Origin of the sequence: Paramixta manurensis (assembly GCF_013285385.1) — a bacterium.
Taxonomy (GTDB): Bacteria; Pseudomonadota; Gammaproteobacteria; order Enterobacterales; family Enterobacteriaceae; genus Paramixta; species Paramixta manurensis.
Genome location: NZ_CP054212.1, coordinates 2,124,298 through 2,143,634, shown reverse-complemented (window position 1 = coordinate 2,143,634; position 19,337 = coordinate 2,124,298). Strand labels below are relative to the sequence as shown.

Sequence of the window (19,337 nt, the reverse complement as noted above, 5' to 3'; positions counted from 1 at the left end):
CGTTGCCCCTGCTGCCTCGCCGAGCCAGGCCTCCCGGTATCCCTGCTAATTTCAGGCGTATAACCTTCATTGTTCTATAGTTAAGGAGGTCTAAAACATGACATCAACAGGAGCAACGTAAATGTCGAAAGAAAAAGATAGCAAGGCGTTAACTCATGACGCTCCGGCAACGGGCCCCGAGTCCGCTAAACCCGGCCTTGATTCTTTAGCGCCTGAAGATGGTTCACATAAACCTTCAGCGACGCCAACGCCACCGGGCAAACAGCCCACCGCCTCGGGCAGCCTTAAAGCCCCGGATACGCATAATGCGAAAATTGACCAGTTAGAACCCCACCGTAAAGGGGGGGAAAACTATCCGCTGACCACCAATCAGGGGACGCGTATCGCCAACGATCAGAACTCGCTGCGTGCCGGTACGCGTGGCCCGACGTTGCTGGAAGATTTCATTATGCGTGAGAAAATTACGCATTTTGACCATGAACGCATTCCTGAACGCATCGTTCACGCGCGCGGCTCTGCGGCACATGGCTATTTCCAGCCTTATCGTGCCCTTACCGACTATACCAAAGCCGATTTTCTACGCGACCCGGAACAAATCACGCCAGTCTTTGTGCGCTTTTCTACCGTTCAGGGCGGCGCAGGCTCAGCCGACACCGTGCGTGACATCCGTGGCTTCGCCACCAAATTTTATACCGAAGAAGGCGTGTTCGACTTAGTCGGTAATAACACACCGGTGTTTTTTATTCAGGATGCGCATAAATTTCCCGATTTCGTCCATGCGGTAAAACCGGAACCACACAATGAAATACCTCAAGGCGCCACCGCCCATGACACCTTTTGGGATTATGTCTCGCTTCAACCTGAAACGCTGCATAACGTCGTTTGGGCAATGTCCGATCGCGGTATTCCACGCAGCTACCGCACCATGGAAGGCTTTGGCATCCATACCTTTCGGATGATTAACGCCGAAGGCAAAGCCACCTTTGTTCGCTTCCACTGGAAACCAGTGGCCGGTAAAGCCTCTCTGTTGTGGGATGAATCGCAAAAGCTGATTGGCCGCGACGCCGACTTTCATCGTCGCGATCTGTGGGAAGCGATTGAGGCCGGTGATTATCCCGAATATGAGTTGGGCGTGCAGTTGATCCCCGAAGAGGACGAATTTAAATTCGATTTTGATCTGCTGGATGCCACTAAGCTGATCCCGGAAGAGTTGGTGCCGGTGGAGCTGATCGGCAAAATGGTCTTGAACCGTAACCCGGATAACTTTTTCGCCGAAACCGAACAGGTGGCGTTCCATCCCGGTCACATTGTTCCGGGGTTAGACTTCTCCAATGATCCGCTATTACAAGGACGCTTATTTTCGTATACCGATACGCAAATAAGCCGCCTCGGAGGGCCTAACTTCCACGAGATTCCGATCAATCGTCCGGTGTGTCCGTACCACAATTTCCAGCGTCAGGGTATGCATCGCATGGATATTGATACCAATCCGGCGAATTATGAACCGAACTCGATTAATGATAATTGGCCGCGTGAAACGCCTGCCGGGCCGCATCGTGGCGGATTTGAAAGTTACCAAGAGCGAATTGAGGGGCATAAGGTACGCGAGCGTAGTCCCTCTTTCGGTGAATATTACTCCCAACCACGGCTATTCTGGCTAAGCCAAACGCCGATTGAGCAACAACATATTGTAGATGCTTTCTCGTTCGAACTGAGTAAAGTCAGCCGGCCCTATATCCGCGAGCGCGTGCTCGATCATCTGCTACATATTGATGTTTCGTTGGCACATGGCGTAGCGGAAAACCTCGGTATTGAGCTATCGGATGAACAGTTGCATACCGCGCCGCCGAAGGATGTTAATGGGCTGAAAAAAGATGCCAGCCTCAGTCTGTACGCGGTGCCAAGCGGTAATATCAAAGGCCGTCAGGTCGCCCTATTGTTAAGCGATGGCGTCAAATCAGCCGATGTGCTGGCTATTTTGCAAGAACTGAAAGCGAACGGCGTTCACGCTAAACTGCTGGCGGCGCATATGGGCCAGGTTCGCGCTGACGATGGCTCTGACTTACCGGTTGATGCGACCTTCAGCGGCTTGCCCTCCCTCACTTTTGATGCGGTAATCGTTCCGGATGGTAATATCGACGCCTTACTGCTGAGCGGCGAAGCGCGCTATTATCTGCTGGAAGCGTATAAACATCTCAAGGTGATCGGCTTAAGCGGCGATGCGCGGCGTTTTAAATCCCAGTTCGGCTTGGCGGACGATGAAGCGGAAGAAGGTATTGTCGAAGATGATAAAGCCGAAGGGTTCTTTATGAGCGAGTTCCTTTCCTTCCTTGCCGCACACCGTATTTGGTCACGTAGCCAGAAGGCGCTTAGCGTACCGGCCTAATCGGCTCACCGGCCAATCCTGACCACGGGCGAAGCGCGCTTTCGCCCGTTTTTTCTGCACTAACTCTCCACAATTTCTCCACCGGGTAAAGGAATCGTTAAGTGCTGTAAGTAAGCGCAAAATCCACACGGTTATGCTTGAGTTTTCCCGGCGTCAGAGGAATGCTGGTGTCAGTCACACCAGGAGAATTAATCATGAAAAAAGTCATTGCATCCCTGCTCGCGTTCTCGTTGATCGCTCCGCTGGCGGCATCCGCACATCCTGGCTACGGCTATGGTCCCGGCTGGCATCATGGCGGCTGGGGCGGCCACTATTGGGGCAGACCGGCCCCTTTCCGCTTTTTACCTACCGCTGCCACTGCCGTGTTGATTGGCGGCTTAACTTACTACTTGCTGAACGGTAACTATTACCAGCGCCGCGGGGACACTTATGTGGTTGTACAGCCGCCTACCGAACCCGTAGTGGTCAGCGGTGGAATGCGCACGCTGGATTACAATGGGCAGCGCTACTATGTCCAGGATGGGCACTATTACCGGCGCGATATTTCCGGGCAATATGTCGAAATCCCGCGTCCGTATGGATTGTAGTGGTAGCGAATCAAATGGCATAAAAAAACGGCCTCGCGAGGCCGTTTCTTGTTTCCTGTTCCGATGAAAAGGTTATTGATTAACCTGTGGATCGGTATCGTAATCTTTACAGCTCTGGAAGCCATAGTTCATTACCCGCCCGGTATCACCATAACTTACGAAGTAAGTTTGTTGTTTACCCTGACTTTCGCCAATAACATACGTTTGGCAAGTACCGCGGGCATGCACCATCGTAATTTCCGTTGATGGCGGTCCGGCAATTTCACGGACTTGCTCACGCGTCATCCCTTTCTTTACGTCTTTAACGACCGGCTTGGTTACATAGCTCTCGGCTTGATTGTAAGCCGAACAGCCAGATAACACAGCCAAAGCCACAGCAGCACCAATAAACCCTGTTACTTTTGTCATCTTATTGTTCCTCATTTATTGTCCATGTGACTATAAGCCTGGAATATAATTGCTGATTTATCAAATTTATGGCGCAGATTAATGCGCGCTTTCAGACTGCGCCGATGTATGCCGCTGTTATTCGCCTGCGCCAGGCACAGCGTTCTCTTCCCCCGCCTCAATGCCGAGGCCGTCTGATTTAACAGCATTTGCCACCAACCAGACAGATTGCATCTTGTCGTTTCGCTGGATGCGCGTTAGCTTAACCCACAGTGATTTCGCAATTAGCCATCTGGCGACTGACTTTGAGGAGAGGTATATGGCACTGCAACAGGAAATTATTGCCGCGCTTGGCGTGAAACCGGTCATCGAGGCCGGGCAGGAGATTCGTACCAGCGTTGACTTTCTGAAATCCTATTTGAAAACCCATCCCTTTATCAAAAGCCTGGTGCTGGGCATTAGCGGTGGCCAGGACTCGACGTTAACCGGTAAATTGTGTCAAACCGCGATTAGCGAGTTACGCGCTGAAACCGGCCAACAAGATTATCAGTTTATCGCCGTGCGCTTACCCTACGGCGTGCAGGCCGATGAGCAAGATTGTCAGGATGCCATTACCTTTATCCAGCCGGATCGCGTGCTAACGGTAAATATTAAATCGGCGGTATTAGCCAGTGAGCAGGCCTTAAAAGAGGCGGGTATTACGCTTTCCGACTACGTTCGTGGCAATGAAAAAGCGCGTGAACGGATGAAAGCGCAATACAGCATCGCCGGTATGACAGCAGGCGTGGTGGTCGGTACTGACCATGCGGCAGAAGCCATCACCGGTTTCTTCACCAAATACGGTGATGGCGGTACTGACATCAACCCAATTTTCCGTCTGCATAAAGGTCAGGGAAAAATGCTGTTAAAAGCGCTGGGTTGCCCGGAACATTTATATCTGAAACACCCAACCGCCGACCTGGAAGATGACCGCCCCGGCCTGCAGGATGAGGTGGCGCTTGGCGTCACCTATGCCATGATTGATGCCTATCTGGAAGGGCAGAAAATCGATGAGGGAAGCGCTAAAATTATTGAAGGCTGGTATCTAAAGACTGAGCATAAGCGTCGTCCGCCGATTACCGTCTTTGATGATTTCTGGAAAAAATAGTCCGAAAATAAAGGGGTCGCAGCAAGGCCCCTACATTTATTCTCTCTGAACTGCACTATCCCATCTCATTGCCTGCTGCTATACTGGTTTTATACACAGTATGCGGAGTAACATGTGGTTAAACCGGTTTCCCCCTGGCGCCTGAATTTTGAGACGGCGGCAATTTATCGTTATCCAGAGCATCTACGCCCCTTTCTGTCCGATTTGCCTGCCCTGCCCGGCGTGTATATTTTTCATGGCGAGAGCGACGTTATGCCGCTGTATATTGGCAAGAGCGTCAATTTACGCACGCGGGTAATGTCTCATTTTCGCACGCCTGAAGAAGCAAAAATGCTGCATTTAACGCGCCATATTAGCTGGCACACCACCGCAGGTGAGCTGGGCGCGTTGTTACTTGAGGCGCAGATGATTAAAACCCGGCAGCCGCTATTTAACAAACGGCTACGGCGTAATCGCCAACTCTGTTCGTTATGGATTAATGCGGGCAAACCTGCGGTGGTGTATGCCAAAGAACTCGACTTTTCCCGCTCACCTAACCTGTTCGGCCTGTTTGCCCATCGGCGTGCGGCGCTTGAGGCACTACGAAAAATCGCTGACCAGCAGCAGTTATGTTATGGATTACTGGGGCTGGAAACTGTCGGTAAGGATCGCGCCTGCTTTCGCGCAAGCCTTGGGCGTTGTGCCGGCGCCTGCTGCGGTAAAGAGCCCGTTGAAGCGCACCAGCATCGCCTCATCGCCGCGTTAGAACAGGTGCGCGTTCAATGCTGGCCGTGGCAAGGCGCGGTCGGGCTGGTTGAGCGCGGCCCCGGTGGGGAACAAATCCATGTTATCGATAACTGGTTTTATCTTGGTTCGGTTAATGACATTAAGGATGCGCAGGCATTAACGCGCGCGCCCGGCGGTTTCGATAACGATGGTTATAAAATTCTGTGCCGCCTGATGATTGGCGGAAAGTATCCAATCATTCCGCTTTGAGTGTGCCGCTTCGCATATCCCACCGTTAACGTCTACCTTTAACTACTCATGTTGCGTGCCACATTCGCGGTACCCGACTTATCAGGTTAGAGGAGAAACTATGTCTCAAAATAACTCGCAGTCGTTTGTTGCCACCTCTCCGTTAACTGGAAAAGATCCGCGCGAAGTTTATCCGCGCCCCCCTTTTGAACGTCAACCGCAAGACCCGCCAGGCCTGGCAAGTAAAATGGTTCCACTCCCCGATCACGGTGAAAAAAGCTACCGTGGTAGTGGGCGATTAGCAGGGCGCAAGGCGTTAATTACCGGCGGCGACTCCGGTATTGGACGTGCCGTCGCCATCGCTTATGCGCGTGAAGGCGCCGATGTGGCAATTAATTATCTACCGGAAGAAGAATCCGATGCGCAAGAAGTGATTGCGCTGATTAGCGCCGAAGGGCGTAAGGCGATCGCCCTGCCTGGGGATATTACGGACGAAGCTTTTTGTCAGCAATTAGTCAGCGACGCGGTGTCAAAGCTAGGTGGAGTAGATATCCTGGTCAATAACGCCGGGCGCCAACAATTTGCCGAATCACTTGCCGAACTGAGTAGTGAATCATTTGATAAAACGTTTAAAACCAACGTCTACGCGATGTTTTGGATTACCAAAGCCGCGATGTCACACCTGCCCCCCGGCGCGGCCATTATTAACACCTCATCGGTACAGGCAGGAAAACCGAGCCCAATTTTACTGGATTACGCGCCCACCAAAGCGGCGATTATCGCCTTTACTAAAGGCTTAGCTAAGCAGGTAGCGGAAAAAGGTATTCGCGTAAATGCCGTCGCGCCCGGGCCTTACTGGACGCCATTACAATCTAGCGGCGGGCAGCCAATGGAGAAAGTGGTTAAGTTTGGTGAAGACGCGCCGTTGGGTCGGCCAGGACAACCGGCTGAAATCGCCTCGCTATATGTTACGCTGGCCGCGGCGGAAAGCAGTTTCACCTCTGGCCAGGTTTGGTGTTCAGATGGCGGCTCTGGCGTGTTTTAACCGACACTTCACTGACGCCGTTTAATATAAAACCGCCGACGCTGACCACGACCTAAAAGGCAATGTGGGCAACGCCGGCGGTTTCAAACTATTTAGGTATAAACCAACGCGTTTACTGTGCTGATGATGATGCTGGTGTCATCATCTTACCGTGGTGCATCGGCTTTTCTGTCAGACGTTTCTCAAAATTGGCGTTGTACTGTTTCTTCTGATCCGCAGTCAACACGTTGTACAGTTTGTTTTGTGTTTCCATCATCGCCACCGCGTTCTCCTTCGCATTAGCGGTCAGTTTCGCCGCCTGCTCTTCCGCTTTCGCCTTATCAAAGGTGTCGGAAGCAATTATCTCATGATTAGCGCGGCGCTCTTCCAGCGACGGACGCTTCATCTCTTTGTGTGCGTCTTTCATAATGGTACGCATCTGCTGCTTCTGCGCATCCGTCAGGTTCAGACCCTGGAACATGCCGTGCATACCGTACATGCCGTGATGCATCATGCGATGGGTTTGGGGCGCTTTATCCGCCGGTGGCGGGGTCAGGCTATCGGCCGCCGCGTGAACGATATTAGCCGCGCCCAGAGCCAGTGTCGTAGCAACAAACAGAGAAGTTAATTTACGCATAATGTTGTCCTTACTTTTCAGTTTAATGGCGACAGTCTGTGCCGCGAGTTCGAAATCAAGTTTACGGTACCGAACGTCAATTACTCATGAGAGTGAGTAAAGCCCTGAAAGCATAAAAGACAAAATAGCGGCAATCATGGAGAGAATGCGAAGATTCGCGCAAGAAATTGCAAAAAGAGATGAATAACAGGGGGTTTTCGCAGGAATTATGGAGGAGTGTAACGCTTTACACAGAATTATGGAAAGAAAATCATGACAATTAGTTTATACAAAATTTAAACCATCGCATGTATTGAAATTTGTCCGCCAGGAGATGGGATGCAACGTATGATAAAAATAATGGAAACCGTCTGGAGCTCGTTCTCCTGTGACGGCTACCTATTACTACTCAGTGTTAAATATTGCCTTCAATCACTGTAGTTGTTTAAAAACAGCATCGAATTCTTTAAGCCTGTTTTTATTTAAATTAACTTTACACTGAAGTAGGTATATCGCATGCATCGGGGCAGATGAGCTTGTCTGAGAGGATGACACACCACAAAAAAGACTTTTATGCTTTATCCATAACCGCTGGTCTTCTGTCAGATTATTTTTATTTTCCGTTACGATGGGCGATGTGACATCACTGTAATCTACGTTTGGGAGAAGCCATTCATCAGACTGAGTTATAGAAAGTAACTTCTTATAGGCACCCTCTACCATCACGGATGTTTTCTGTTCCTGTTCCTGCATGCAAGAAACATAATCGGCAAAGCCTTTCCCGTTTGAGGTCTCTTTTTTCTGGCAAGATGCCATTTCCGGGCCCGTGAGTAAATTACCAGGCTCACTGGCCAGGGCACTGCCCGCGAGTAAGATCAGCATGGTCATCAGACCCGTTTTTTTACACACCATTAATATATCGTAGCCTCAGTTTATTTCTTCCGTATGAGCTGACTTGGGCCGGATCGGTTTTTAGATAACTGGCAATGAACCGTTTTATTATCGAGTTCGGTGACCGCCTGATTGATCATCTTTAACGAGTGGGCAGTTACACAGAATTACTGACAGGCTCGATTAATAATTGCGTTCTCCCCACGCTCACTCTTCCCGCTTAAAACGATCAAGTAGCGATGCCATACCATATGCCAGTAAAAAAAAACCAATAAACCCCAGAATCTTCCACCACCCATCAAGTAAAAATAAACTAAAGAAGGCAGCAAAGGAGCATAATCCGGTAGCAATGCCTTCAACTAAGCTTGCCGTTTGAAAGCCAATAAAACGGCAAAATTTAGCGAACAATGCTCTTACAGAGTTCATTATCTACCCTTTTACAAAACATAGGATGGCTATTGATATAAACCAGATAAGGTTGAAGCGGTTTTTCAACAAGAAAATAAACCATATCTAAATTCATGCGAGACACTTTCATATAAGTCTGTGGATAGTGCTCTTGCATACGCCTTGAAGCCTTGGCTGCCTCTTCGACCAGGCCTTGTAGCATTAGCACGTTTAGAGTGAATGAAGATCCGACGCGGATAAACCGTTTATAGGCTTCTGCCGTTACCATTCTCGTTAATAATGATTGTGCGATAAATTGAGCCAAAACAAACTGAGAACCGGTTCTGGCACTAATCCTCCCTACCCCATATCCGATTTGGCTATTTATGGCTTCTCGCCCTTCAGGAGTAATTTTTGAATAAAAATCAGTGACAATAATCGTGATTAAATTGCGGATCGGTTCTTGTCGATTAGCAGTTGATTTGATAATGCGCATAAATCGCTCGGTTTCATACGCATTACGCTGTTTAAGACGCGAGCCTGCTAAGCCACTTCCTTGCGCCGTTCTTATCACACCATCATAAAAACCTACACCGACAGATGTTATACCATCCAAAATCCCTAATGCTATTTGCTTAGAATCCATAAAATCCCTTTAGTAATGATAAACTCTCCATCATTGAATGGCTAACTTAGCATCTTCCTGATGCGCTGTAATTAGCCACTCAACTAACAGCGGGTTAATTTCCCGCCACTTCATTGTGCTGATTATCCTCCACCAGCATTAAACCCGCGCGCAATCCGGGCGCCACGTTCGGATTGGGAAACAGCACATATTCACGTGCCTGCTGCACGTAATAACGCTTATCACCCGCTTCCGCCAATAATGTCCCCTGGGGAAAAGCGGTAAAGTTGAGCGTTTCCGCGCTCATATGCAGCGTGAAATGCTCGTTGGTACGGGTAATTTGTTGTGAAACGCGATAGCGACGTGGGGTTTCACCGCTTTCCGGCAACGGCTCGCCAAACAGCAACGCGGCCAGCGCATTACGCGCGGCGGAAAATTGCGTTAAATCATTTTCCCCAAAGGGCTGCGCTTTACCGAGCTCAAGGGTACAACTCAAGGCACCAAAATGCTCACAGCTATAATGCGTAAATGTGCCGCCCGGCGCGCGGTGGAAAACCAACGCCTCCAGACCCGCAGCGGCCATCCAGCCTAAAAAATCCTCCGGCCACGGACGTTGGTTCAGTGGCAATACGCCGAAACGTGGATGATAAGAACCGCGAATGGCGGTATGCAGATCGAGATGCCAACGCACCTCTTCGTTATTCCCGGCCTGATAAAAGTTTTCCATCGCCTGCTCAAGACGCCAGGCGCGGCGCGCTTCGGAGGTGTCTTCATACTGCTGCCAGCGCCCGCCAAACAGGCGGTTAACGTCGCAACGTACATAACGCTTGCCGGCACGTAGCGCGGGCGGGTTACCTAAGATAAGTAATAAACGCGGCATCAATGGCTTTTCACCATTGAGTAAAGAAGTGGTTAGCGCATTGAGTATTTCGACCGGCGCGGTTTCATTACCATGAATGCCCGCCGACACCACCAGCGCCATGCTGGTGCTTTGATGCGGCGTCAGTTCCAGAATGCCGTCGTCGTGCCATTGCCAACTCAAGTGTGTATTCCGACCAGACGATATTACCGGGCGATTACCGTCCAGGGTTTGCTGCAAAAAATCCCGCATTGTTGTCTCTACTCCTTCGATGGATCATTCCTCCTTGTCGCGACGACGGCCAATAATGCTCGCCGTCGCCGGGTAAAAAACATCCGTGGCTAGTGCTGGAATGAATAAACATTGCCTAAGTTTAGCAGACGCGTCAGTTCATCCAGCGCTTCGCGCCCTTCTTGTAACAACTGAGGGTCGGCAAGATCGGCCTGCGACAGGCGGTCGCGATAGTAACGATCAACCCAACGGTTCAAGGCGGCGAATAGCGTATCATTCATCATTACCGCCGGGTTCACTGCCGCTTGTTCTTGCGCCGTCAACGCTACGCGTAGGCGCAGACAGGCCGGACCGCCGCCATTACACATACTTTCACGCAGATCGAACACCTTTAGCTCGCTAATCGGACTGTCGCTCTCCACCTGTTCACACAGATATTGCCACACGCCGGGATGACGACGCGCCTCTTCTGGCAACACTAATAGCATCTTGCCATCATCACGGCTCAGTAACTGGCTATTAAACAAATAGGTGGTGACCGCATCACTGACCGAAACGCGGGCCTCTGGAACCTCAATCGTGGTAAAGCCGCGCACCTTTTCGCGCAGTGCCGCCAACACCTCCGGTTGATTTAAAAAAGCATGCTGGTGGCAAAACAGAACCTGTTGGTTACTGACCGCAATTACATCATTATGAAACACACCCTGGTCAATCACATGCGGGTTTTGCTGAGCAAACAGTGTGCGCGTAGGATCAAGTTGATGCAAACGCGCCACCGCCTCACTGGCTTCGCGCGTTTGCCGTGCCGGATAGCGGCTCGGTATTCGCCCGGCTGCCGCCTCTTCACGACCATAAACAAAAAGCTGCACGCCCGGCTCGCCATAATCAGCGCCAAAACGGTTATGGTTAGCCGCGCCTTCATCGCCAAATAACGCCACCTGCGGTAGCGCATCATGCACAGTGAAGCGCGCTTTATCACCAAATATCGCCCGCAATAATGCCGCCGTGGTCGGCGCCTCCATCGCGCGATGGAATTTATTATTGAGATTGGCGACGGTGAAGTGCACCTTGCCATCAGCGCTATCGGCCGAAGGCGCTACTGTCGCGGCGTTCGCAACCCACATCGCCGAAGCGGAGCTCGCCGCCGAAAGTAACTGCGGCGCATGCTTCGCGGCGCTGGCTAACACCTGCGCATCACTCCCGCTAAAACCGAGTTGCCGCAGCGCGGCAATATTGGGCCGCTCATGGGGCGGAATAATGCCTTGCGCGAAACCTAAATCCGCCAGCGCTTTCATTTTTAGCAGCCCCTGCTTCGCCGCCAGTTTCGGGTTGGAGAGCTGATGCTGGTTGCGGGTAGAGGCTTCATTGCCGAAAGACAAACCGGCGTAGTGATGCGTTAAGCCCACTAATCCATCAAAATTGACTTCACGGGCTTTCATATCGACTCTCCGGGTGATGAAAAATCCAACCCTGGCGATAACGTCGCCGGTAGTGTCAGATCCGCGCTGGTCAGCGAGGCCATCGGCCAGGCGCAGTAATCCGCCGCATACCATGCACTGGCACGATGATTCCCTGAAGCGCCAATACCGCCAAACGGCGCATTGCTGGCAGCCCCGGTTAATGGCTTATTCCAGTTCACAATCCCGGCGCGCGCCTCAATTAATAGCTGGTCGAACTTTTCGCGCTGCGGTGAAATCAGCCCGCAAGAGAGCCCGTACCGCGTGCGATTCGCGATGGCAATCGCTTGCGAGTAGTCATCGTAGCGGATCACGGTTAATAGCGGGCCAAACACCTCTTCATCCGCCACCGCGGTCAGCGCCGTAACATCTACAATACCGGGCGTCAGGATGGCACTATCGCGCTGCGGCCAACGCATCGGCAACAATACCGTGGCGCCCGCGTCAACATGTTGTTGCCACGCCTGCCAGATATGTTCTGCCGCGCTAAGCGAAATGACACTGCCCATAAAAGGCGCGGGCTCATCATTCCAGCGGCCAACGCGTAATTTATCGGCCACCTCGACCAGCCGCGCGAGGAACGCATCGCCCGCTTTGCCACGTTTCACCAGCATACGCCGTGCGCAGGTACAACGCTGCCCGGCGGTAATAAATGCCGATTGAATAGCAAGGTTCACCGCCGCATCAATATCATCCGGGTCTTCAACAATCAGAGCATTATTGCCACCCATCTCCAACGCCAGCATTTTCTCTGGCTGCCCGGCGAACTGGCGATGTAGCTGATACCCGGTGTTCGCACTACCGGTAAACAGTACGCCATCAATTTGTGTGGCGTGCGACAACGCCTGACCGGTTGCGCGCCCGCCCTGAATCAAGTTCAGCACCCCGACGGGCAGCCCGGCATCCAGCCAGATCTGCACGGTCTTTTCTGCAGTTAGCGGCGTCAGCTCGCTCGGTTTAAACACCACGCAATTCCCCGCCAACAGCGCGGGAATAATATGCCCATTGGGTAAATGTCCGGGGAAGTTATAAGGGCCAAACACGGCCATCACACCATGCGGCCGATGGCGCAACGCGCTCTCTTCACTACGCTGTTCACCGGTACGGCTGTGCCAGGCTTTGACCGAAATCGCGGCTTTATTGATCATCGCCTGTACTTCAGTTAAGGCTTCCCAACGAGGTTTACCGGTCTCCTGGGCGATAGTCTCCGCCAGATCCACTTTCTGGGCTTCCAACCGCGCCGCGAAGGCCTCTACCAGCGCCTGACGCGCCGCAAACGGCTGCCGGGCCCAGGCGGGAAACGCATTACGCGCCGCGTCGCAGGCCGCGCCAACTTGCGCTTCATCAGCCGCTTGCCCCTGCCACAGTAGCGTACCGTCGACCGGATCGGTTTTGGTTATCGCTTCGCCATGACCGACTAGCCACTGGCCGTTAATACAGTGCGTCATGCTTTTTTCTCCTCAACACAGAGTTTCACCACACGGAGATGATCGCCCGCCTGGCATTTCATTATTTCAGCGACGGCCGGACTGACCGTTAAGGTAGACGCATGCGGGTCGGCAGGCAGTAACATGACGCGAAAATGGTGGTAATTATCGTTACTCACCAGACAGAGCGGCAGCTCTTCCCCCGCCGGCTCACCGACTTCAACCGGAATGGAGCGGCTTTTACGAATTGCACGGACTCGGTCAATATCGCACTCCAGTGTCGGCCCGCCGTCGAAAATGTCGATATAGTTTTGATAGCGAAAACCTTCCGCTTCCAGTACCGCACGCGCCGGCGCGGTATGTGGATGAACCTGCCCGATAACCGCCTGCGCTTCAGGCGACAAATAATCGATATACAACGGATGCTTCGGCATCAGTTCGGCAATAAACGCCTTTTGACCGGTGCCACTCAGAAAATCCGCCTCCGTGAAATCCATTGAAAAAAAGCGGCTACCGACACTGTCCCAAAATGGTGAGCGACCATTTTCATCACTCACGCCACGCATTTCCGCCACCACTTTTTGCATAAAACGCGAACGGAAGGCCGCCATAAATAAGAAGCGTGATTTCGAAAGCAGATAACCGTTCTTACCGTCGCGATAATCCGGGTCGAGGAACAGCGAACAGAGTTCACTGCTACCGGTGTGGTCATTACTCAGCGAAAGAATCGGTAAATTGTTATAGACATTCAGCTCTTTCGAAGCATGAACCTGCGTGCCGACGCGGAAGTTGTACCACGGGTCTTGTAGCCCCACGGCAACCTCAATAGCGCAAATCCCCACCGCTTTTCCGCTGTCACCATCGGCCAGCACAAAAACATATCCCTGCTCCGCACGCGGCAAGGCATCCTGCCAGGTTTGGATTGAGCGTTCGATACGCGCCGACAACGTGTTATGGTCAACCGGGAGTGACGTCATACCGCCACCGGTTTTCCCCGCCAACGCCAGCAGTTGCGGTAAATCGTCACGTTCAATGGGACGAATAAACATCATACCTGCGCACCCCTCACCACCACTTCGCATGCCCGTTCAAAGCGCGCCAGCCCCTCTTTTACTTCTTGCTCGCTAATCACTAATGAAGGGGCGAAACGCACCACATTCGCACCGGCAATCAACACCATCAGCCCGTGCTCCGCCGCCGCTAAGTTGAACTGTTTCGCCTTGCCGCTAAAGTCTTCATTCAGCACGCAACCAATCAGTAGCCCTAAACCGCGAATTTCTTTAAACAGATGCAGACGCTGGTTGATGGCATTTAGCCCATCGATAAACCAGCGGTGACGCAAACCTACGCCATCCATCACATCCGAGCGGTTGATTAACTCCATAACTTTACCCGCCACTGCGCCTGCCAGCGGGTTACCGCCATAGGTGGTGCCGTGCGTGCCGACGCCCATCGATGCGGCGAATTTATCCGTGGTCAGCATCGCGCCAATCGGGAAGCCGCCGCCGAGCGCTTTCGCCGTTGATAACACATCCGGTGTGACGCCGTAATGCATATAGGCATACAACGAACCGGTGCGGCCTACGCCAGTCTGCACTTCATCAAAAATCAGCAGTGCATTATGGCGATCGCATAGCTCGCGTAATCCGCGTAGAAAGGCAGGCTCAGCAGGAACCACTCCGCCTTCGCCCTGAATCGGTTCGACGATTACCGCGCAGGTTTGGTCATTAATTAACGCCGCCGCCGATTCCAGATCGTTGAACACCGCGTGTTGGATCTCGCCGGGCAATGGGGCGAAATCTTTCGAATAAGCAGGCTGTCCACCAGCCGAAACGGTAAACAGCGTGCGGCCATGAAACGCGTTATTAAAGGCAACAATCCCGCTTTTTTGCGGGCCACCGTGGTCATGCGCATATTTACGCGCCAGTTTGAGCGCGGCCTCATTGGCCTCTGCGCCGGAGTTACAGAAGAACACCCGCTCTGCAAAGGTCGCATCAATGAGTTGTTTCGCTAAACGTAAGATGGGTTCATTGGTATAACCATTACCGGTATGCCACAGTCGTGCGGCTTGTTGTTGCAGCGCCTGCTGTAAATCCGGGTGCGCGTGGCCCAGCGCGTTAACCGCAATACCGCCCGCAAAGTCGATATAATCTTTATTATTTTGATCCCACAGCGTCGAGCCTTCCGCTCTAACCGGGACGAAACTGGCCGGTAAATACACAGGAACCATCCACTGATCAAAATCCTGACGAGAAACTGACTGTTGCATAGCGGCCTCACTGATTCACCTTGCGGGGTGAATGAAAAGTTTAAATTATGTTAATGAAATGAATCATCGCAGCTCTACTGTAGAGTGCAGACATCGTGCCAGCCAGAGGCAAAAATGCATAAATCGATCTCCATCACCTATTTTCAAAGAGTTACCACCTATCCTTATTCACATTTAATGCATAAAAAGTGAATAAATGTCTGATAAAGCCTTATTTGCCGAACATAAAAAAGCACAATTATGCAATGGCGGAATAAAATATTGCTTTTGTGATCGCCGGTGGGATTTGGTTTTACTTTTAGCGCCGTATTGCACATGAAGCGGGCGTTTACGCACCAAACCAGTGCGTGGCAGGATTCTTCTGTTATAGATTTATTTTAATTTACTGTGCCTGTTATAGTCTTATTTTCTGTGTTTCACTAAAGCCTCTTCTACACTTGTGATGTCTGCTTACCTGCCAGATACACCGGTTCTTTTTTTGGAAGCTTCACAATGACAATATCGAGGTGGCTATGTTCGGTTTAGACGCATTCGAACTGGCAAGGATTCAATTCGCGTTCACGGTCTCTTTTCATATCATTTTTCCGGCAATTACCATCGGACTGGCTAGTTTTTTAATGGTGCTGGAAGGGCTGTGGCTAAAAACGCATAACGAAACCTGGCGCGATCTTTACCATTTTTGGTTGAAGGTCTTTGCGGTTAATTTCGGCATGGGCGTGGTGTCGGGGCTGGTAATGGCTTATCAATTCGGCACTAACTGGAGCGGATTTTCCGCCTTCGCCGGGAGTATTACCGGCCCGCTGTTGACCTATGAGGTACTCACCGCCTTTTTCCTTGAAGCCGGTTTTCTGGGCGTCATGATGTTTGGCTGGAACCGGGTCGGTCCGGGGCTACACTTTTTTTCTACCTGTATGGTGGCGCTCGGCACCTTAATGTCCACCTTCTGGATCTTGGCCTCCAACAGTTTTATGCATACGCCGCAAGGGTATGAGATCGTCAATAATCAGTTAGTGCCGGTGGATTGGTTCAAAGTGGTGTTTAACCCCTCCTTCCCGTATCGACTGTTACATATGGCCACCGCCTCTTTCCTCGCCACCGCTTTCTTTGTTGGCGCTTCCAGCGCCTGGCATTTACTACGCGGTAATAAAACACCTGCCGTTCGGCATATGTTCTCAATGGCGATGTGGATGGCATTGATCGTCGCCCCGATTCAGGCCGGTATCGGCGATGCGCACGGTTTAAACACGCTTGAGCATCAACCGGCAAAAATCGCCGCCATTGAGGGGCACTGGGACAATGTTCCGGGCCAGCCTTCTCCGCTCATCTTGTTTGGCTGGCCGGATATGCACGCGCAGCAAACCAAATATGCGCTGGAAGTGCCCTATCTTGGCAGCTTGATCCTCACCCATAGCCTAACGCGCCAAATTCCGGCATTGAAAAGTTTTCCACCACAGGATCGCCCTGATTCTACGGTGATTTTCTGGTCATTCCGCGTGATGGTTGGGCTGGGCCTATTAATGATCGCCGCCGGACTGTGGAGCCTACTGCTGCGTTTCCGCCACCGTCTCTATGACCAACGTCTGTTTCATCGCTTTGTATTAGTCATGGGGCCGTCGGGTCTGCTGGCGATCCTCGCCGGTTGGTTCACGACCGAAATCGGCCGCCAGCCTTGGGTAGTATATGGATTGCTGCGCACCCGCGATGCGGTTTCCGCCCACGGTACGTTGCACATGTCATTAAGCTTGCTGGCATTTATTGTGGTGTACGGCTCCGTGTTTGGCGTGGGGCTAATGTATTTACTCAAGCTGGTCGCCCGTGGGCCGCAACCCTATGTTGAACACGCTCCCGAAGGCGGCCCCGGAGAACATCGCACGCCAGCGCGTCCGCTTTCCGCCGCCGATGACGCCCACGATAATACGCAGAGGACACGCTAATGGGGATCGATCTTGCTCTTATCTGGTTCATTATTATTGTCTTCAGCATCCTGATGTATGTGGTGATGGATGGCTTCGATCTTGGCATTGGCTTGCTCTATCCCATGGTTCGCGACGGGAAAGATCGTGATGTGATGATGAACACGGTGGCGCCGGTTTGGGATGGTAACGAAACCTGGCTGGTGATGGGCGGCGCGGGGTTATTTGGCGCCTTTCCATTGGCCTATTCGGTGATCCTGGACGCATTGGCGATCCCACTCACCATTATGTTGATCGGGCTTATTTTCCGTGGTGTCGCCTTTGAGTTTCGTTTTAAAGCCACCCCGGCGCATCGCCCGTTCTGGGATAAATCCTTTATCGCCGGTTCGTTTATTGCCACTTTTGCCCAAGGCGTGGTGCTCGGCGCCTTCCTGAATGGTTTTCCAGTGCGCGGGCGTGAGTGGGTCGGCAGCGTTTTTGACTGGATCAGCCCTTTTAGCCTGTTTTGCGGGCTAGGCTTAGTAGTGGCGTATGCCTTGCTGGGTTGTAGTTGGCTGATTATTAAAACCGAAGGTCATTTGCTGCAAACCATGCGGAAACTGGCGCGCCCTTTATTACTGGCGTTATTGGTGATGCTGGCGATTGTCAGTTGCTGGACGCCGCTCAGCCATCACGCGATTGCCGACCGCTGGTTCACACTGCCAAACCTGTTTTTCTTTTTGCCGGTACCTATTCTGGTTCTGTTAGTGGCTTGGGGGCTATGGCATACCTCATGGGATCCTAACGCACACTACGCGCCGTTTATCCTCACATTAGCGCTGATTTTTCTTGGCTTTAGCGGGTTAGGCATCAGTATTTGGCCCAATCTGATCCCACCAGACATCAGCTTCCGCGCGGCAGCCTCACCGCCGGAAAGTCAGGGATTCATGCTGGTTGGCGCGCTGTTTATTATCCCGTTTATTCTGGTGTACACCTTCTGGAGCTATTACGTATTCCGTGGAAAAGTTAAACCAGAACATGGTTATCACTAGGAGGGCGTCGCCCATGCTAATTCAACGTATGACGCAAAAAACGGAAAAACAGCCGCTGTGGAAGCGGCTGGGATGGATGGCGATCATTTGGCTGGGCAGCGTCGCCGCGCTGTTCGCCATTGCCAGCGTGTTTCGCTTTTTAATGACCGCCGCCGGTCTGAAACTGCATTAGGTCATCTCCTTCGCGGGGCGTTTGGTGCGCCCCGCAAATTATGTCAGCCGATACCAGGCATCCGGTCGTAAATCGGCAGGCAGAGGGTTTTCATCATTCATCTCGCGCAAATTGATCTCAATGTTATGACAAATCGCATCCAACGGGAGATGGTTACCCTCGCGGCCAAACGGCATCTCCAACTCTTCCGCCAACGTATCGATCGAGAGAAAGCTGTAGCTCACCAGCACTGAAACCAGCGGCGTCATATAATGCAAATCAGGTACCAGCGCAAACGGCAGTAAACAACAAAACAGGTATACCGTGCGGTGCAATAGCAACGTATAAGCGAAAGGCACCGGGGTACTGACTAAGCGCTCACAGCCGGCTTGTACCGCTGAAAGCTGCTTCAGGCTTTGATCGAGATTGACGTACACCATCTCAGATAGTTCGCCCGCCTGGCGGCGCGCCGCCAGCCGCTGCGACAATTGCAGCACCAGCGTATTGGTGGGGGTGCGACGCGCCAGAATGTTTTGCGCGTCATCACCCAGTAAACGTGTCAGATCGGCCGTGGCTTCGCTGCCCCGCAACTGGTGTTTCAGGCTGTAGCAGAAAGCCAGCAACAACTGCATTATTGATTCCCGCTCTTGCGGGCAGACGGCGATGACTTGACGTTGTACGGTGCGACAGGCAATCAGCAGGTTGCCCCATAGAACCCGCGCTTCGGTATAACGGCCATAACAAACGTTATTTCGAAAGCCAAGAAACACCGCAATCGCGATCCCTAACAAACTAAACGGCGCCAGGGTCAACTTAATGCCCAACGTCTTGTACCAATCGAAAGTGTAAACCGCGACGATCGACATCAACAGGTTGAGAAACAGGCGAAACAAAATATCGGGCAAGACGGAGCCATGCCAGGCAAACAGGCGGATAAACCAGTGACGGGGTGGACGGATGATCATGATAGGCAGGTGATTAGTGTTTTTTGTCGA

At 52.0% G+C, this 19,337-nt stretch carries 19 protein-coding genes; 8 read left to right on the top strand and 11 right to left on the bottom strand.

Annotated elements, in window-relative coordinates; all coding sequences use genetic code 11:
- Positions 1 to 121 precede the first annotated feature (121 nt).
- Together katE and PMPD1_RS10400 are read left to right on the top strand one after the other, a co-directional pair.
- Positions 122 to 2,386, top strand: a complete 2,265-nt coding sequence (katE, locus tag PMPD1_RS10405; protein ID WP_173633972.1) for a catalase HPII — start codon at positions 122 to 124, stop codon at positions 2,384 to 2,386.
- 194 nt (positions 2,387 to 2,580) lie between these two features.
- Positions 2,581 to 2,973 (top strand): DUF6515 family protein, encoded by a 393-nt coding sequence (locus tag PMPD1_RS10400; RefSeq protein WP_173633971.1) that lies wholly within the window; start codon positions 2,581 to 2,583, stop codon positions 2,971 to 2,973.
- A gap of 72 nt (positions 2,974 to 3,045) precedes the next feature.
- Here PMPD1_RS10400 and osmE read toward each other — a convergent pair whose 3' ends face one another.
- On the bottom strand, positions 3,046 to 3,381 hold the full coding sequence (osmE, locus tag PMPD1_RS10395) for an osmotically-inducible lipoprotein OsmE (protein ID WP_173633970.1): 336 nt from the start codon (positions 3,379 to 3,381) through the stop codon (positions 3,046 to 3,048).
- Positions 3,382 to 3,679: 298 nt separating this feature from the next.
- On the opposite strand from osmE, the gene nadE reads away from it, so the two are divergent.
- The 3 genes from nadE to PMPD1_RS10380 all read left to right on the top strand — a co-directional run bounded on the left by nadE (position 3,680) and on the right by PMPD1_RS10380 (position 6,506).
- Positions 3,680 to 4,507 carry an NAD(+) synthase gene (nadE, locus tag PMPD1_RS10390; protein WP_173633969.1) on the top strand — a complete coding sequence of 276 codons (828 nt, stop codon included), beginning with the start codon at positions 3,680 to 3,682 and terminating at the stop codon, positions 4,505 to 4,507.
- A gap of 114 nt (positions 4,508 to 4,621) precedes the next feature.
- Positions 4,622 to 5,482, top strand: coding sequence for an excinuclease Cho (gene cho, locus PMPD1_RS10385; RefSeq protein ID WP_173633968.1), 861 nt, complete (start codon positions 4,622 to 4,624; stop codon positions 5,480 to 5,482).
- Positions 5,483 to 5,582: 100 nt separating this feature from the next.
- Complete coding sequence (locus PMPD1_RS10380; RefSeq protein ID WP_173633967.1) at positions 5,583 to 6,506, top strand: SDR family oxidoreductase; 924 nt, start codon at positions 5,583 to 5,585, stop codon at positions 6,504 to 6,506.
- 112 nt (positions 6,507 to 6,618) lie between these two features.
- Here PMPD1_RS10380 and spy read toward each other — a convergent pair whose 3' ends face one another.
- The 9 genes from spy to PMPD1_RS10335 form a co-directional block, all read right to left on the bottom strand.
- The gene (gene spy, locus PMPD1_RS10375; protein WP_173633966.1) at positions 6,619 to 7,122 is read right to left on the bottom strand and encodes an ATP-independent periplasmic protein-refolding chaperone Spy; all 504 of its coding nucleotides are present in this window, start codon (positions 7,120 to 7,122) and stop codon (positions 6,619 to 6,621) included.
- A gap of 411 nt (positions 7,123 to 7,533) precedes the next feature.
- Entirely contained in the window at positions 7,534 to 7,989 is a 456-nt protein-coding gene (locus tag PMPD1_RS10370; RefSeq protein WP_173633965.1) for a lysozyme inhibitor LprI family protein, read from the bottom strand.
- A 210-nt stretch (positions 7,990 to 8,199) separates the two neighbouring features.
- A complete protein-coding gene (locus PMPD1_RS10365) occupies positions 8,200 to 8,418 on the bottom strand; it encodes a hypothetical protein (RefSeq protein ID WP_173633964.1) in 219 nt (72 codons plus the stop codon).
- Positions 8,390 to 9,025 carry a hypothetical protein gene (locus PMPD1_RS10360; protein ID WP_173633963.1) on the bottom strand — a complete coding sequence of 212 codons (636 nt, stop codon included), beginning with the start codon at positions 9,023 to 9,025 and terminating at the stop codon, positions 8,390 to 8,392. The genes PMPD1_RS10365 and PMPD1_RS10360 overlap by 29 nt, the downstream gene beginning before the upstream one ends.
- A gap of 94 nt (positions 9,026 to 9,119) precedes the next feature.
- On the bottom strand, positions 9,120 to 10,115 hold the full coding sequence (gene astE / locus PMPD1_RS10355; RefSeq protein ID WP_173633962.1) for a succinylglutamate desuccinylase: 996 nt from the start codon (positions 10,113 to 10,115) through the stop codon (positions 9,120 to 9,122).
- Between the two features lie 89 nt (positions 10,116 to 10,204).
- Positions 10,205 to 11,533 (bottom strand): N-succinylarginine dihydrolase, encoded by a 1,329-nt coding sequence (astB, locus tag PMPD1_RS10350; protein WP_173633961.1) that lies wholly within the window; start codon positions 11,531 to 11,533, stop codon positions 10,205 to 10,207.
- Entirely contained in the window at positions 11,530 to 12,999 is a 1,470-nt protein-coding gene (astD, locus tag PMPD1_RS10345) for a succinylglutamate-semialdehyde dehydrogenase (RefSeq protein ID WP_173633960.1), read from the bottom strand. The genes astB and astD overlap by 4 nt, the downstream gene beginning before the upstream one ends.
- Positions 12,996 to 14,030: an arginine N-succinyltransferase gene (gene astA / locus PMPD1_RS10340; RefSeq protein ID WP_173633959.1), complete on the bottom strand. Its 1,035-nt coding sequence runs from the start codon at positions 14,028 to 14,030 to the stop codon at positions 12,996 to 12,998. Before astA ends, astD begins: the two co-directional genes overlap by 4 nt.
- The gene (locus PMPD1_RS10335) at positions 14,027 to 15,247 is read right to left on the bottom strand and encodes an aspartate aminotransferase family protein (protein ID WP_173633958.1); all 1,221 of its coding nucleotides are present in this window, start codon (positions 15,245 to 15,247) and stop codon (positions 14,027 to 14,029) included. Before PMPD1_RS10335 ends, astA begins: the two co-directional genes overlap by 4 nt.
- Positions 15,248 to 15,759: 512 nt before the next feature.
- Between PMPD1_RS10335 and PMPD1_RS10330 the strand changes: the two genes are divergently transcribed.
- The 3 genes from PMPD1_RS10330 to PMPD1_RS10320 are packed head-to-tail and all read left to right on the top strand — an operon-like array spanning position 15,760 to position 18,363.
- On the top strand, positions 15,760 to 17,181 hold the full coding sequence (locus tag PMPD1_RS10330) for a cytochrome ubiquinol oxidase subunit I (protein ID WP_173633957.1): 1,422 nt from the start codon (positions 15,760 to 15,762) through the stop codon (positions 17,179 to 17,181).
- Entirely contained in the window at positions 17,181 to 18,191 is a 1,011-nt protein-coding gene (gene cydB, locus PMPD1_RS10325; RefSeq protein WP_173633956.1) for a cytochrome d ubiquinol oxidase subunit II, read from the top strand. Before PMPD1_RS10330 ends, cydB begins: the two co-directional genes overlap by 1 nt.
- Positions 18,192 to 18,204: 13 nt before the next feature.
- A complete protein-coding gene (locus PMPD1_RS10320) occupies positions 18,205 to 18,363 on the top strand; it encodes a DUF2474 domain-containing protein (protein WP_173633955.1) in 159 nt (52 codons plus the stop codon).
- Between the two features lie 38 nt (positions 18,364 to 18,401).
- Here PMPD1_RS10320 and PMPD1_RS10315 read toward each other — a convergent pair whose 3' ends face one another.
- The gene (locus PMPD1_RS10315) at positions 18,402 to 19,307 is read right to left on the bottom strand and encodes a bestrophin family protein (protein WP_173636183.1); all 906 of its coding nucleotides are present in this window, start codon (positions 19,305 to 19,307) and stop codon (positions 18,402 to 18,404) included.
- Positions 19,308 to 19,337: the final 30 nt, after the last annotated feature.